The sequence below is a fragment of the Streptomyces sp. JB150 genome (assembly GCF_011193355.1).
Lineage (GTDB): Bacteria > Actinomycetota > Actinomycetes > Streptomycetales > Streptomycetaceae > Streptomyces.
Map to the genome: position 1 here is coordinate 6,152,186 of NZ_CP049780.1, position 14,210 is coordinate 6,166,395.

Consider the following 14,210-nt stretch of genomic DNA (forward strand, 5'->3'; position numbering starts at 1 on the left):
GGACCGCATCTGTCCTCATGCCCCGCTAGCGTGCCGTCATGACCAGGACGAAGGCCCAGCCCGCCGCGACCGGCCCCGTGCTCACCACCCGCGCGCTCAACCGGGCCACCCTCGCCCGCCAGCTCCTGCTGCGGCGCTCGCCGATGTCCGCGAAGGCGGCCGTCGAGCATCTGGTCGGACTCCAGGCGCAGGAGGTGAAGCCGCCGTACGTCGCGCTCGCCGCCCGGCTCGACGGCTTCACCACCGGAGAGCTGTCCGGGCTGCTCGCCGGCCGCGAGGCGGTGCGGATCGTCACCCTGCGCTCCACCATCCACCTCCACACCGCCGACGACTGCCTCGCCCTGCGGCCGCTGGTCCAGCCGGCCCGCGACCGGGAACTGAACATGAAGACGTTCCGGGACGGTCTCACCGGCGTCGACCTCGGCCGGCTCGCCGCCCTCGCCCGCGCGTTCGTGGAGAGCGAGCCGCGCACCATGCGGCAGCTGCGCGAGGCGCTCGGCGCCGAGTGGCCCGACGCCGACCCGCAGGCCCTCGCGGTCGCCGCCCGCTGCACGCTGCCGCTGGTCCAGGTCACACCGCGCGGCATGTGGGGCAGGAGCGCGCAGGTCGCCCTCACCACCGCCGAGCACTGGCTGGGCCGCCCGGCAGGACCGCCCGCCGACCTGGACACCGTCGTCCCGCGCTACCTCGCCGCCTTCGGGCCGGCCTCCGTGCGAGACTTCCAGACCTGGTCCGGGCTGACCCGCACCCGGCCCGCCTTCGACCGCCTGCGGCCCTCCCTGCTCACCTTCCGCGACCCCGGCGGCACCGAACTCTTCGACCTGCCCGACGCCCCGCGCCCCGACCCGGACACCCCCGCTCCGCCGCGCCTGCTGCCCGAGTTCGACAACCTGCTGCTCTCCCACGCCGACCGCGCCCGCGTCGTCCCGCCCCCGCACCGCGGGCGCACCTGGCAGGCGAACACCCTGTACTGCCCGCTCCTCGTCGACGGCTTCCTCGCGGGCGTGTGGCGGCTGTACGACGACGCCCTCGTCATCGAGCCGTTCACGGACCTGACGAGGGCGCGCCGCACGGAGGTGGCGGAGGAGGCGGAGCGGATGCTGAACGTGCTGTATCCGGACGCCTCGTACGACGTCCGGTTCGGGACCGTGCTTCCCTGACCGCATGGAAAGGGGGCGCTGCGGGCCGCTCGTGGAGGCCCGCAACGCCCCCTCGTCGTCGACCGAGGGGTGGTTGCCCTCGGAAGCCTCTCCCCGCTACGAGGTGACCTGCGCGGTCACCAGGCTGGAGAAGGTGGTCAGCCGGGTGTAGACACCCGGGTAACCGGCCTGGGCGCAGCCCTCGCCCCAGGAAGTGATCCCTGCCAGGACGCCCCCGACGAGCAGGGGACCGCCGCTGTCGCCCTGGCAGGTGTCCACGCCGCCGGAGGAGTATCCGGCGCACACCATCTCGCTCGCGACGAAGTCGGTGCCGTAACTGCTCCGGCAGCTCGTGTCGGAGACGATCGGCACGGTCGCGGTGCGCAGCTGGTTGGAGGAGCTGCCGCTTTGCGACGTGGTGCCCCAGCCGAGCACCCGGGCGGTGGTGCCGGCCGCGTAGACGGAGGTGTCGGTGGAGGAGACGTACTTCGCCGTGGCGTACGGCATCGACGTCGACAGCGTCAGCACCGCCACGTCCTCACCGCGGGTGGCGGAGGTGTAGTTCGGGTGGATCCAGATCTTGCTGACCCGCGCGACGGTGCCGTTGGTGCCGTTCAGGTAGGTGCGGCCGCCGACCACGCGGACGCTGCTCGTCGTCTCGCCGACCATGCAGTGCGCGGCGGTGACGACCTTCGTCGGGGAGACCAGCGTGCCACCGCAGAACTGGTTCTGCGAGGCGTCGGTGATCTGCATCATGAACGGGTACGCGCTGGTCGTGGTCGTGGTGCCGCCGACGATGGGCTGGGGCGCGGCGACGGCCGAGGGGGCGGCGGTGAGCGCGGTCGCGGCGGCAGCGGCGGTCGCGGCTATCGCGACGGCGGTCTTTCTCGCACGGGTGAGCCCGAACATGAGTCTCCTCAAGGGGGGTTGCCGGTGGGGGGCGCGCGGGTGTGGGGGTGGTGCACGGAGGTCCGGGACGACCTCCGTGTGCCCGGCGAGCGGCACGGCCCTTACGCTAGGGCCGCGTCCCGCGGCGCCCCAATGAGGGAACCCCCTAGGGGGGTCGGGGAGGGAAAACCCTCGGTCGCGGCCGGACGGAACCGGCCACGGTGGCTCAGCCCGTGCCGCGCCCCGCCGCCAGCCGCACGATGTCCACCCGGGAGCGGATGCCCAGCTTGCGGTAGACCCGCGTCAGGGTCGCCTCGACCGTCTTGACACTGATGAACAGCCGCGCGGCGATCTCCCGGTTGGTGGCGCCCTCCATGACGAGCGAGGCGACCTGACGCTCCATCGACGCGAGCCCCTCCAGCGCGGCCGCCGCGGGCACGGGCTCCGGGACGGGGGCGGGCGGCGGCTGCGGCGACACGGCCGCCGCCTCCACCTGCCGCAGCCAGGGCAGCGCCCGGCACCGCCGGAACAGCCGCGCCGCCTCGTCGTACGCCGTCCGCCCCGGCCCGGTGCCGCGCAGCTCCGCCAGGGCGAAGGCGGTGCGCGCCTCCTCCAGCCCGTATCCCAGCTTCGCCAGCCGGTCCTGAACCGGCGCCAGCCGGACCACCGCGCCCTCGCGGTCCCCGCGCGCCGCCCGCACCAGCGCCTCCGCCCGGTCCAGCACCGCGAGCACGCTCTCCCGGCCCAGCCGCAGTGCCTGCTCCCGGGTGACCTCCACGACGTCCTGCGCCTCGGCGATCTCCCCGGTCCGCACCAGCGCCTCCGCGAGGTCGCCGTGCCAGCGCCCGCGCGCCGGGTCCGTCACCCCGAGCCCCTGCTCCAGCTCCCGCACCCGGCGCAGCGACCGCACGGTGCCGGGGGCGTCCCCGGCGACCAGCTGCACGTAGCCGAGCGCGGCCAGGGCGCGCGACATGTAGATCTGGTCGCCGTCCTCCTCCGCGTGCTCGGCGGCCTCGCGGGCCAGGGCCAGCGCCCGGTCGACGTCCCCGCCGGACGCCTCCGCGAGGGAGGTGAGCACCGCGGACGCCACCTCGCCGATCCCCGAGTCCCGGGCCAGGCGCATGCTCTCGCGGGCCAGGTCGAGGGCGCGCCCGCAGTGCCCGGAGCGCAGCTCGGTCTCGGCGAGCATCCGCAGGAAGTGCACCTCGCTCTCCACCATGCCGCGCCGCCGCACCTCGCCGATCAGCCGGGTGACCGTGGCGCGGGCCTCGGGCAGCTGGTCGCTCATCAGCAGCCAGCGCAACCGGGTCGAGCCCGCCCCGTTGTGGTGGCAGGCCACCCGCGGGTCCTGCGGCTCCTCCAGCGCGCGCCGGATGGTGGCGGGGGCGTCCGGGTGGCCCATCAGGGTCTCGGCCTGCGCCTGGAAGGCGAGGGCGAGCAGTTCGGTGCGCCGGTCCCCGGCCCGCGCGGCCAGCGCCGCGGCGTGCGCGGCCTCCTCCCGGCCCTCCGCGAAGTCGCCCTCGACGACCAGGCCCCGCCACGCCAGCTGGTAGTGGACGAGGGCGAGCAGTCGCGGGTCGTCGCCCGCGTCGGCGAGCGCCTGCGGGAAGACCGCGTCGACCTCCCCGAGCGCCTGCCCGGCCGCCTCGATCACCACCATCCAGGCCCGCACCCGGTCGGCGGGCACGGTCGCGCGGGACAGCACCTCCCGCGCGATGTCCCGGGCGAGGTCCACCTCACCGGCGGTGATCGCGTCCTCGGCGGCCTGCAACCGCCGCTCGTCGGCGGCCGGCACGGCGTCGGCGGGGGTGTGCCGGGCGGCGAGCAGCCCCAGCGAGGCCGCCGTCGACGGCGCGCCGCGGTCCCGGGCCAGCGCGGCGGCCTCGGCGAGCCGCGCCGCCACCTCCGGGTCGGTGCCGGGGGTGGCCAGCGCCAGGTGCCGGGCCCGTTCGATCGGGTCGGACGCCGCCTCGGACAGCGCGGCGTGCGCGGCCCGCCGCTGGTGCGCGGGCGCCTCCGCGTACAGCGCGGCCGAGATCAGCGGATGCGCGAACCGTACGGCCGGACCCTCCGACTCGGTGGTCAGCAGCCCGAGTTCGGCCGCCCGCGCGGTCTCCGCCTCGGCGTGGTCGCGGCCGGCCGCGTGCAGCAGGGCCAGCGTGGGACGGGCGCCCGCGCTGGCCACGAGGAGGGTGTGCCGGGCCTCGTCGGACAGCATCTCCAGCCGGCTCAGCACCAGGGCCCGCAGCGAGGTCGGCACCGGCAGCGGCTCGCCCGGCCGGGGCGTGGCCGGGTTCTCGGCGAGCGCCCGGCCCAGTTCCAGGGCGAACAGCGGGTTGCCGCCGCTGGTGCGGTGGATGTCGCGCACCGTGGAGCGGGGCAGACCGGTGTAGCCGCGGTGGTCGAGCAGCGCGGAGATCTGGGCGCGGGAGAGCGGGCCGAGGCGCAGCGCGAGGGTGTCGGGCGGGGCGGAGCGCAGCTGCCGGTCGTACTCCTGGCCTTCGGAGCGCATCGCGCACAGCAGCTGGACCGGGGTGTCGCCGAGCCGGCGGGCGGCGAAGCCGAGCAGTTCGGCGCTGGCCGGGTCCAGCCACTGCAGGTCGTCGGCGACGACGAGGACGGGGCCCGCGGCGGCGAGCGCGCGCAGCGCCGACAGCACGGCGAGCCGCAGCGCGAGCCCGTCGCGCTGGAGGGTGGACTCGCCGCGGCCGGTGAGCGCGGACTCCAGCGCGGTGCGCTGGGTCGCGGGCAGCGCGCCGGACACCTCGTCGAGGACCAGGCCGAGCAGATCGGCGAGCGCGAGGAAGGGGAGGTGGGATTCGGACTCGGTGGCGGAGCAGCGCAACACGGTCCGGGCCGTCGCGCCGTATTCCGCGGCCAATGCCCGCAGGACGGTCGACTTTCCTATTCCGGCGGGGCCGTGGAGGAGGACACTGCCACCGCGGTCCAGCTGCTCGCGCGCCGCGGTGAACGGCTCCTCCCTGCCGATGACCAGGTCGGGGCGGCATCTGGCAGGCTCCTGGAAGTCCCGTCGCACGGTCACCGCTCCCCTCCGTGTGTCGTGTCCGGGCCAAATTCTAGGCGGATAGGCAGGGAAATCCGGAGGGGCGAGACGGTGAGGGAAATAACAGCGACGTGCAGGGGGAATTTCCGCCGCGTGGCAATTGCATGACGAACGGCGTGTCGGGAGTGCCCCGAGCGGCGCGGGCACCGCGCCCGGACGGGGCGCGGGGAACTGCGCGAGCGACACGACGAACCCGCAGCCGCCCCACGTCGGAACCCCTGCGGCGCACGGGCCCGAGTCCTCTACGGCAGCACCCCCGCCCGCCGCGCGGCCACCACCGCCTCTCCCCGCGTCCGCGCCCCCAGCTTCCGCATCGCCGAGCGCAGATAACTCTTCACCGTCTCCGGCCGCAGCCCCAGCCGCTGAGCGGCCACCGCGTTGGTCGCCCCGGCCGCCACCCAGACCAGGACGTCCACCTCCCGCGGCGCCAGCCGCACCGCGCCCGGCGCACCGCCCGGGGCGAGCAGGGCGCACGCGACCAGCAGTTCCGCGCGCAGCGCCGGATCGGCGATCCGCGGCGCCAGCGCCCGCAGCGCCGCGTGCGCCTCCCGCATCCGCTCCCGCACGGCCCCCGCCTCCTCGGCCGCCGCGGGCTCCGCCCGCACCGTGTCCAGCAGCCCGCGCGCCTCGTCCCGCGCCACCAGCGCCTGCTCCACGTCCCGCGCCGCCTCCACGGCCGCGTGCAGCGTGCGGTCGCCCAGCGGCTGCGCGGTGCGCAGGGCGCCGTAGAGCACACCCCGCACCCGCCGCCGTACGACCACGGGCACCGCGAGCACCGCGCGCAGCCCCTCGACGGCGACCGGCGCGTCGTACTCGTGACTGATCTGCCGGGAGGCCGAGTAGTCGGCCACGGCGCACGGCCGGCCCAGCGCCACCGCCTTGCCGCCCAGCCCGTTGCCCGAGGTCACCGCGAGTGCGCTGAGCGCCGGGGTGCGGGTCCCGGTCAGCTCGGTGATGCGCATCCACGGCCGCCCCGTCTCCACCAGCCCGCCGAAGGCCACCGGCAGGCCGGTCGCACGGCGCAGCCGCAGCAGCGCGCCCCGTATCTCCGCCGTGTCCGCCGCGTCTGCTCCCACGTGCTCGCCCTTCCCCGGCCGCGTCCCGCGGCGCGCACCCCCGTTAGGGGGTAGTGACATATGCACCACGGATTACACGATGTCCGGGAGCCGCCCGGCAACGGTCCGGACAGAGGGAGAACAGATGACGACGGCGAAGCCGAAGGCGCAGGGGAGCGCGACCGAGGACTTCCGCAGGGCGCGGGACTTCCTGCTGGCACACCGTGAGGACTACGCCACGGCCTACGAGGGCTTCACCTGGCCCCGGCCCGAGCACTTCAACTGGGCGCTGGACTGGTTCGACGTCATCGCGGACGGCAACGACCGCACCGCGCTGCACATCGTCGAGGAGGACGGCACCGAGACCCGGCTCAGCTTCGCCGAGCTCGCCGACCGCTCCGACCGGGTCGCGAACTGGCTGCGCGCCCGGGGCGTCGCCGCCGGCGACCGCGTCCTCGTCATGCTCGGCAACCAGGCCGAGCTGTGGGAGACCGCGCTGGCCGCGATGAAGCTGCGCGCCGTCGTCATCCCCGCCACGCCGCTGCTCGGCCCCGCCGACCTGCGCGACCGCGTCGACCGGGGCCGGGTCCGGCACGTCATCGTGCGCGCGGCCGACACCGGCAAGTTCGACGAGGTGCCCGGCGACTACACCAGGATCGCGGTGGGCGGCGGACCGGGCGGGACCTGGCTGCCGTACGAGGAGGCGTACACGGCCCCGTCCGGCTTCACGCCCGACGGCCCCACCCGCGCCGACGACCCGCTGATGCTCTACTTCACCTCCGGGACGACCGCCCGCCCCAAACTGGTCGAGCACACCCACACCAGCTACCCCGTGGGGCACCTCGCCACCATGTACTGGATCGGCCTCAAGCCCGGCGACGTGCACCTCAACATCTCCTCGCCCGGCTGGGCCAAGCACGCCTGGTCCAACCTCTTCGCCCCGTGGAACGCCGAGGCGACGGTCTTCCTGCACAACTACACCCGCTTCGACGCGGCCCGGCTGATGACCGAGATGGACCGCGCGGGCGTCACCACCTTCTGCGCCCCGCCCACCGTGTGGCGGATGCTCATCCAGGCGGACCTCGGCGCGCTGCGCACCCCGCCCCGCGAGGCCGTCGCCGCCGGCGAGCCGCTGAACCCGGAGGTCATCGAGCAGGTGCGGCGCGCCTGGGGCGTCACCATCCGGGACGGCTTCGGCCAGACGGAGACCGCCGTGCAGATCGCCAATACCCCCGGCCAGCCGCTGAAGACCGGCTCCATGGGCCGCCCCAGCCCCGGCTACCGCGTCGAACTCCTCGACCCCGTCACCGGCGCCCCCGGCGCCACCGAGGGCGAGATCGCCCTGGACCTCGCCGAGCGGCCGGCCGGCCTGATGACCGGCTACCACGGGGATCCGGAGCGCACGGCGGAGGCGATGGCCGGCGGCTACTACCGCACCGGTGACATCGCCGCACGGGACGAAGACGGATATCTGACCTATATCGGGCGCAGTGACGACGTCTTCAAGGCGTCCGACTACAAGATCAGCCCCTTCGAGCTGGAGAGCGCCCTGCTGGAGCACGAGGCGGTCGCCGAGGCCGCCGTCGTCCCCGCGCCCGACGAGCTGCGCCTGGCCGTCCCGAAGGCGTACGTCGTGCTCGCGGAGGGCTGGACGCCCGGCCCCGACACCGCGAAGGTCCTCTTCGAGCACTCCCGCCAGACCCTGGCGCCCTACAAGCGCATCCGCCGCCTGGAGTTCGCCGACCTGCCGAAGACGGTCTCCGGCAAGATCCGCCGGGTTCAGCTGCGCGAGGCCACGGCGGCCGGCTCGGACGCCGAGTACCGCGAGGAGGACTTCCGGTGAACACGGTGAACGCGTCCGCGGACGGACCGAAGTCCTACACCCACGGGGTCAGCGACACCCCGCTCCTCGGCGACACCATCGGGGAAAGCCTCGACCGCGCGGTCGCCGCCTGGCCCGACCGGGAGGTCCTGGTCGACGTCCCGTCCGGCCGCCGCTGGACCTACGCCGCGTTCGCCGCCGACGTCGACGCGCTGGCCCGCGCCCTGCTCGCGAGCGGCGTGGCCAAGGGCGACCGGGTCGGCATCTGGGCGGTCAACTGCCCCGAGTGGGTCCTCGTCCAGTACGCCACCGCCCGCATCGGCGCGATCATGGTGAACATCAACCCGGCGTACCGCACCCACGAGGTCGAGTACGTCCTCAAGCAGTCCGGCGTCTCGCTGCTGTTCGCCTCGCTCGCCCACAAGAGCAGCGACTACCGGGCGATGGCCGAGGAAGTGCGCGGCCGCTGCCCCGAGTTGCGGGAGGTGGTGTACGTCGGTGACCCGAGCTGGGAGGAACTGCTGCGCCGGGACACCGGTTCCGCCGCGCTCCCGGACGACCTGTCCTGCGACGACCCCATCAACATCCAGTACACCTCGGGCACGACCGGCTTCCCGAAGGGCGCCACGCTCTCCCACCACAACATCCTCAACAACGGTTACTTCGTCGGGGAGTTGATCGGCTACGGCCCGGCCGACCGGGTGTGCGTGCCGGTTCCGTTTTATCACTGTTTCGGCATGGTCATGGGGAATCTGGCGGCCACCTCCCACGGCGCCTGCATCGTCATCCCCGCCCCGTCCTTCGACCCGAAGGCCACCCTGGAGGCGGTCCAGCGCGAGCGCTGCACCTCGCTGTACGGGGTGCCGACGATGTTCATCGCCGAGCTGAACCTGCCGGACTTCGCGGCGTACGACCTGTCCTCGCTGCGCACCGGCATCATGGCGGGCTCGCCCTGCCCCGTCGAGGTGATGAAGCGGGTCGTCGCCGAGATGCACATGGAGCAGGTCTCCATCTGCTACGGCATGACCGAGACGTCCCCGGTCTCCCTCCAGACCCGCATGGACGACGACCTGGAACACCGCACCGCCACCGTCGGCCGGGTCCTGCCGCACATCGAGGTGAAGATCGTCGACCCCGCGACCGGAGTGACCCAACCGAGAGGTCGCGCGGGGGAGTTGTGCACCCGCGGCTACAGCGTGATGCTCGGCTACTGGAACGAGCCGGAGAAGACCGCCGAGGCCGTCGACGCCGGCCGCTGGATGCACACCGGCGACCTCGCCGTGATGCGCGAGGACGGCTACGTGGAGATCGTCGGCCGCATCAAGGACATGATCATCCGGGGCGGCGAGAACATCTACCCGCGCGAGATCGAGGAGTTCCTGTACGGCCACCCGAAGATCGCCGACGTGCAGGTGGTCGGCGTCCCCCACGAGCGGTACGGCGAGGAGGTACTGGCCTGCGTCATCCCGCGCGACCCGGCCGACCCCCCGACACTGGAGGACCTGCGCGCGTACTGCGACGGCCGGCTCGCCCACTACAAGATCCCGAGCAGGCTGAGCGTCCTCGACTCCTTCCCGATGACGGTGTCCGGAAAGGTGCGCAAGGTGGAACTGAGGGAGCGGTACGGCGCCTGAAGGAACCGCAACGGCCCGCGAGGGCATCCGAGCGCCCCGTAAGATCGGATGCCCTGGGGGGTGACAATGGTCAGACGGCGACCCGTGACGACGCCCACGCTCGAACAGGTGGCCGCGCTCGCCGGTGTCGGGCGCGGCACGGTCTCCCGTGTCATCAACAACGAGGCCGGCGTCAAGGAGTCCACGCGCCGCGTGGTGCAGCAGGCCATCGCCGAACTCGGCTATGTGCCCAACCTGGCGGCGCGGTCCCTGGCCGGGCGGCGCGCCGACGCGGTGGCGCTGGTCATGACGAAGCACGACTGGCGGCTGTTCGGCGAGCCGTTCTTCTCGGAGACCGTCCGCGCCGTCGGGGACGCGCTCACCGACACCTCGGTGCAACTGCTGCTCACCCTGGTACGGACGGACGCCGAACGGCAGCGGTTCGTCGAGTACGCGCGCGGCGGCCGGGTCGACGGCGTACTGCTGATGTCCGTCCGCGCCGAGGACCGGCTGCCGGACATGCTCGCCGACGCGGGCCTGCCCACCGTGCTGCTGGGCCGCCGCTCCGGCGACGAGCAGATCACCTACGTCGACGCGGACAACGTGGGCGGCGCGCGGGAGGCGGTGACCCACCTGCTGCGCACCGGCCGCCGCTCCGTCGCGGCCATCACCGGCCCGCTCGACATGTACGTCGCCCAGTGCCGGCTGCGCGGCTACCGGCAGGCCCTCGCCGACGCCGGGCTGGCCACCGACGCGTCCTGGATCGCCGAGGGCGACTTCACGGAGGCGAGCGGACGCCGGGCGATGACCGAACTCCTCAAGCGGCACCCCGGTGTCGACGCGGTCCTCGCCGCCTCCGACACCATGGCCGCCGGAGCGCTGACCGCGCTGCGCGCGGCGGGCCGCCGGGTGCCCGACGACGTCGCGGTCGTCGGCTTCGACGACTTCCAGCTCGCCCAGCACACCGATCCGCCGCTGACCACGGTCCGCCAGCCGATGGAGGAGATCGGCCACACCATGGTCCGGCTGCTGCTGGAGGAGATGGACGAGCCGGAGGTGGCGTGGCGGCACGTCATCCTGCGGACGCAGCTCGTCGTCCGGGAGTCGGCGTGAGGCGGCGCGCGGCGGCGCGCTGAGCTGTGCCCCCGCCGGCACCCGACTTCATCGGGCACAGGATGTCGGGTGCGGGCATGCCCCCGCTGCCTAGCGTGGTGAGCGCAAGGAAGGAAGGCCGGGCGACGCGGCCCGCAAGCGAGGAGACGGGCGTGCTGGAGCGGCTGAACCAGGCCATGGAGCACATCGAGGACCACCTCGGCGAGCCGATCGACGCGGCGGTGCTGGCGCGGATCGCGGCCACCTCGGAGTACCACCTGCGCCGGATGTTCTCCGCACTCGCGGGCATGCCGCTGTCCGAGTACGTCCGGCGCCGCCGGCTGACCGTCGCGGGCGCCGAGGTGCTCGCGGCGCGCGAGCCGCTGCTCGAGATCGCGGTGCGGTACGGCTACGGCTCGGGCGAGGCCTTCGCGCGGGCGTTCCGGGCCGTGCACGGCGTCGGTCCGGGCGAGGCCCGCCGCACCGGCGCCGCGCTCGTCTCCCAGCCCCGGCTGACCTTCCGCCTCACCGTCGAAGGGAGCAGCAGCATGCGCTATCGCGTCGTCGACCGTACGGCCTTCACCGTCGTCGGCCTCAAGACCCGGGTGCCCTTGGTGCACCACGGCCCGAACCAGGCCGTCATCGACTTCGTCCGCGGCATCGACCGGCCGGTCCTGGACCGTCTGGAGAACCTGTCGGACCAGGAGCCGCGGGGCATCGTCGCGGTCTGCGACGACCTGGACCCGAGCCGCGCCGAAGGCACCGAACTCGACTACTACCAGGGCGTGATCACGTCCGGAACGGCCCCCGAGGCCGCCCCCGAGGGCACCACGACCCTCACCGTCCCCGCCGGCACCTGGGCCGTCTTCACCACCTCCGGCCCGGCCCCGCAGGCCATCCAGGAACTGTGGCGCGACGTGTACACCGAGTGGTTCCCCTCCAACCCGTACCGCACCCGCCCCGGCCCCGAGATCCTCCGCACCCGCCTGTCCCCGGACGGGAGCGAGGCGGAGGGGGACCTGTGGCTGCCGGTGGAGCGGGAGGCGAGCTGACGGGGACCTCGGCTGGTTCTCCTAGTTCTTCTGGAGGGTGCGGGTGACCCCCGCGACGACGGCGGTCGTCAGCAACCACCCGAAGGCGATCAGCAGGTAGGCCAGCCACTGGAGGCCGTCGTCCGTCCAGTACCAGGCGGTGCGCTGCCCCAGGCCGCCGATGGGGATCAGGAGGTCGAGGGTGTAGACGAGGGGCTGGAACGGCGCTCCCTCACCTCGTTTGACGGCGGTGGGGGAGCCCGTGCCGAAGGCCAGTGTGCCCAGCAGGGTCAGGGCGAGCAGCCACACCCCGGCGAGCCAGGGACGGTAGCCGTACCCCACGGTCACGTCGAGCAGACACCCCCACACCCGCGCGGCCGGACGCAGCGTACGCCGCCGGTGGCGCTGCTTGGCGAGCAGGATCCGGCGGGCGTCGTCGTCGTGACCGGCCTTGCGGTACCAGCTCGCCAACTGCTCGTACGGCTGCGGACTGTAGCAGGGGCCGCGCCGCACCCACGCCACCCGGCGGGCGACGGCGTCCCGCCCTCCCACGGCCTCCCGCCGCTCGCCGGCCACCTCCTCCCGGACGGCCCCGTAGACGAACCCGTCCAGCTCGACCAGATCCGGCCAGCTGTGCTCGTTGTCGTGCAGGTAGGACACCTGGGCGCCCCGCAGGTCCACGGCGCCGGACGGCGGCCGGGCGAGGGTGAGGTCGAAGTCGACGGCCTGCGTCAGGGAGGCGACCAGAGACGGGCCGTCACCGCCGGGCGGCCCGTTCAGGACGGCGCCTTCGAAGGTCAGCCTGTCCGAGATCCGGGCGCCCCGCAGCCGTACGGTCCCGTCCGCGGCGAACCCGCCGGAGCAGTCGAGGACCGTGGCCACGGCGTTGTCCAGGGCGAGCACCACCCCGCGAGGACCGGGTCCCGCCAGACGCGCACCCCGCATGTGCAGCCCTCCGGGCAACTGCGCCCCCATGAACCGGACTTCCCCGTCCGCCACGAACCCGTCGCCGCAGTAGACACCCCCCTCCGCGACCAGCCCGCCGGCGGACACCGCCCACTCCCCGGGTGCGACGATCCTGCTCCCGCCGAGATTGACGGCCCCGCTCACCTGGGCGTTGATGAGCGACAGGGCGGTGATCCTGCGGTGCAGAGGCGAGGCGGAACCGGCCTCCAGCAGCGACCGCCGCAGGTCCAGACGCCCTTCGACACGCGTCAGCCCGGCTTCCACCCCCGGCACGCGGCTGCCCACGATCGCCACCGACTGCGTCGACGCCCCCGAGAGGTCCACGCCCTCCTCGAACCAGCAGTCCTCGAGCCAGAGGGGGTACGCCACCTGCGCACCCGCCAGATCGAGTCGCCCGGATATCCGCGCCCCGGCAAGCCGCAGCGCCGCCACCGCCCCCGGCCGCCCACCGTTCGCCCCCAGCAGCAGCGCCCCGATCACCACGGCCCGCACCGTCCGCCCGGCCCCCCACCGCCCGCCCCCGCCGACCCGGTCCTCCGCCACCACCCCGGCCCGCAGATCCACACACCGCCCCTCGGGGAACGCGTCCCACAGCTCACGTTCGGGGGAGGTCAACTCGTCGTAGGACAGCACGCATGCAGGGTAGTGATCCGTGCCCGAGGGCGCTCCGGGGTAGTCCGTCCCGCACAGCGGAAATGACCCGCGAGTGTTCGTACAGGCCCCTCTGATTCAGGCGTCCACCGCGGCCGGGCAGCTTCCTCCGCCTGTGTTCGTGCCCCGATGGTTCGAGCAGGAGACCGACGACAGGGCATCCCGCTATGGCGGATGCCGTAGGTAGGCTCGTCCAGCAGGTGCTTCCGCCCACGGCCGTGCCGGCCGACGGGGAAAGGTGTTCGTGCACGTTGGCGTGAGGCGGAGCGCGGAGCCTGACCCGTACCGTGCGCAAGGAGAGGGTGACTGGTGATTTCCGTGACGCCGGCTCGCCGCCGGGCCGGCAGGAGGAAGAAGCGGTGAGTCGACGATGGACCGCGGCCGTCCGTCCTGCGGGAGTGGTCGGGGTGGTCTTCTCCCTGCCCCTCACTCTCCTGGCGATGGTGGGTGCCTTCCTCGACGGAGGGACGGGGTACATCGTCATCGCGATCGCTGGAGCAGCCATGACTGCCTTCAACGTCTGGGCCATCACGAGTCGCAGGCGCGAGCAGGAGAGCTGACCCGCGGCGAGGTCGGGGCGTGAAGCGGCCCATGACGTGGAGACCTGACGGACGCGCAGGGGCGGTGCTGGAAACGCTGTTGCCGAAGGGGCAAGAAGCCTGGCCGGCTGCCGACGTGGGCCAGGCGGCGGCTGATAGAGGGCATACGGTTCCAGGGCCGCACCCCGGTATCCCATGGCGGGACCTGCCCGCCGAGTACGGGCCGCGGGGTCGGGTATACGACCTGCGGTCGGCCGCCGAGGTTCGACCCGCAGGACTACAAGGCTCGGCACGCGGTCGAGTGCGGCATCAACCGCCTCTGAAGGACCGAGCCGTGGCCACGAGAGGTA

10 protein-coding genes are annotated in these 14,210 nt (G+C 73.8%); 6 read left to right on the forward strand and 4 right to left on the reverse strand.

The window, feature by feature from the left end; translation table 11 throughout:
- Positions 1-38 precede the first annotated feature (38 nt).
- Positions 39-1,160 (forward strand): winged helix DNA-binding domain-containing protein, encoded by a 1,122-nt coding sequence (locus G7Z13_RS28100; protein WP_166003009.1) that lies wholly within the window; start codon positions 39-41, stop codon positions 1,158-1,160.
- A 96-nt stretch (positions 1,161-1,256) separates the two neighbouring features.
- On the opposite strand, the gene G7Z13_RS28105 is transcribed toward G7Z13_RS28100, so the two are convergent.
- From G7Z13_RS28105 to G7Z13_RS28115, 3 genes are all read right to left on the reverse strand, one after another.
- On the reverse strand, positions 1,257-2,048 hold the full coding sequence (locus G7Z13_RS28105) for a serine protease (protein WP_166003010.1): 792 nt from the start codon (positions 2,046-2,048) through the stop codon (positions 1,257-1,259).
- Positions 2,049-2,253: 205 nt separating this feature from the next.
- Positions 2,254-5,070 carry a LuxR family transcriptional regulator gene (locus tag G7Z13_RS28110; RefSeq protein WP_166003011.1) on the reverse strand — a complete coding sequence of 939 codons (2,817 nt, stop codon included), beginning with the start codon at positions 5,068-5,070 and terminating at the stop codon, positions 2,254-2,256.
- Between the two features lie 263 nt (positions 5,071-5,333).
- Entirely contained in the window at positions 5,334-6,167 is an 834-nt protein-coding gene (locus G7Z13_RS28115; RefSeq protein WP_166003012.1) for a helix-turn-helix transcriptional regulator, read from the reverse strand.
- 124 nt (positions 6,168-6,291) lie between these two features.
- On the opposite strand from G7Z13_RS28115, the gene G7Z13_RS28120 reads away from it, so the two are divergent.
- The 4 genes from G7Z13_RS28120 (at position 6,292) to G7Z13_RS28135 (ending at position 11,725) form a co-directional block, all read left to right on the forward strand.
- Positions 6,292-7,989 carry an AMP-binding protein gene (locus G7Z13_RS28120; RefSeq protein WP_166003013.1) on the forward strand — a complete coding sequence of 566 codons (1,698 nt, stop codon included), beginning with the start codon at positions 6,292-6,294 and terminating at the stop codon, positions 7,987-7,989.
- 5 nt (positions 7,990-7,994) lie between these two features.
- Positions 7,995-9,602: an AMP-binding protein gene (locus G7Z13_RS28125; RefSeq protein WP_166005363.1), complete on the forward strand. Its 1,608-nt coding sequence runs from the start codon at positions 7,995-7,997 to the stop codon at positions 9,600-9,602.
- A gap of 66 nt (positions 9,603-9,668) precedes the next feature.
- Positions 9,669-10,694 carry a LacI family DNA-binding transcriptional regulator gene (locus G7Z13_RS28130; RefSeq protein WP_166003014.1) on the forward strand — a complete coding sequence of 342 codons (1,026 nt, stop codon included), beginning with the start codon at positions 9,669-9,671 and terminating at the stop codon, positions 10,692-10,694.
- A 152-nt stretch (positions 10,695-10,846) separates the two neighbouring features.
- The gene (locus tag G7Z13_RS28135; protein ID WP_166003015.1) at positions 10,847-11,725 is read left to right on the forward strand and encodes an AraC family transcriptional regulator; all 879 of its coding nucleotides are present in this window, start codon (positions 10,847-10,849) and stop codon (positions 11,723-11,725) included.
- A 21-nt stretch (positions 11,726-11,746) separates the two neighbouring features.
- On the opposite strand, the gene G7Z13_RS28140 is transcribed toward G7Z13_RS28135, so the two are convergent.
- Complete coding sequence (locus G7Z13_RS28140) at positions 11,747-13,303, reverse strand: oxidoreductase (protein WP_166003016.1); 1,557 nt, start codon at positions 13,301-13,303, stop codon at positions 11,747-11,749.
- Between the two features lie 320 nt (positions 13,304-13,623).
- Between G7Z13_RS28140 and G7Z13_RS28145 the strand changes: the two genes are divergently transcribed.
- Positions 13,624-13,881 carry a hypothetical protein gene (locus tag G7Z13_RS28145; protein ID WP_166003017.1) on the forward strand — a complete coding sequence of 86 codons (258 nt, stop codon included), beginning with the start codon at positions 13,624-13,626 and terminating at the stop codon, positions 13,879-13,881.
- The last annotated feature ends 329 nt before the right edge of the window (positions 13,882-14,210 follow it).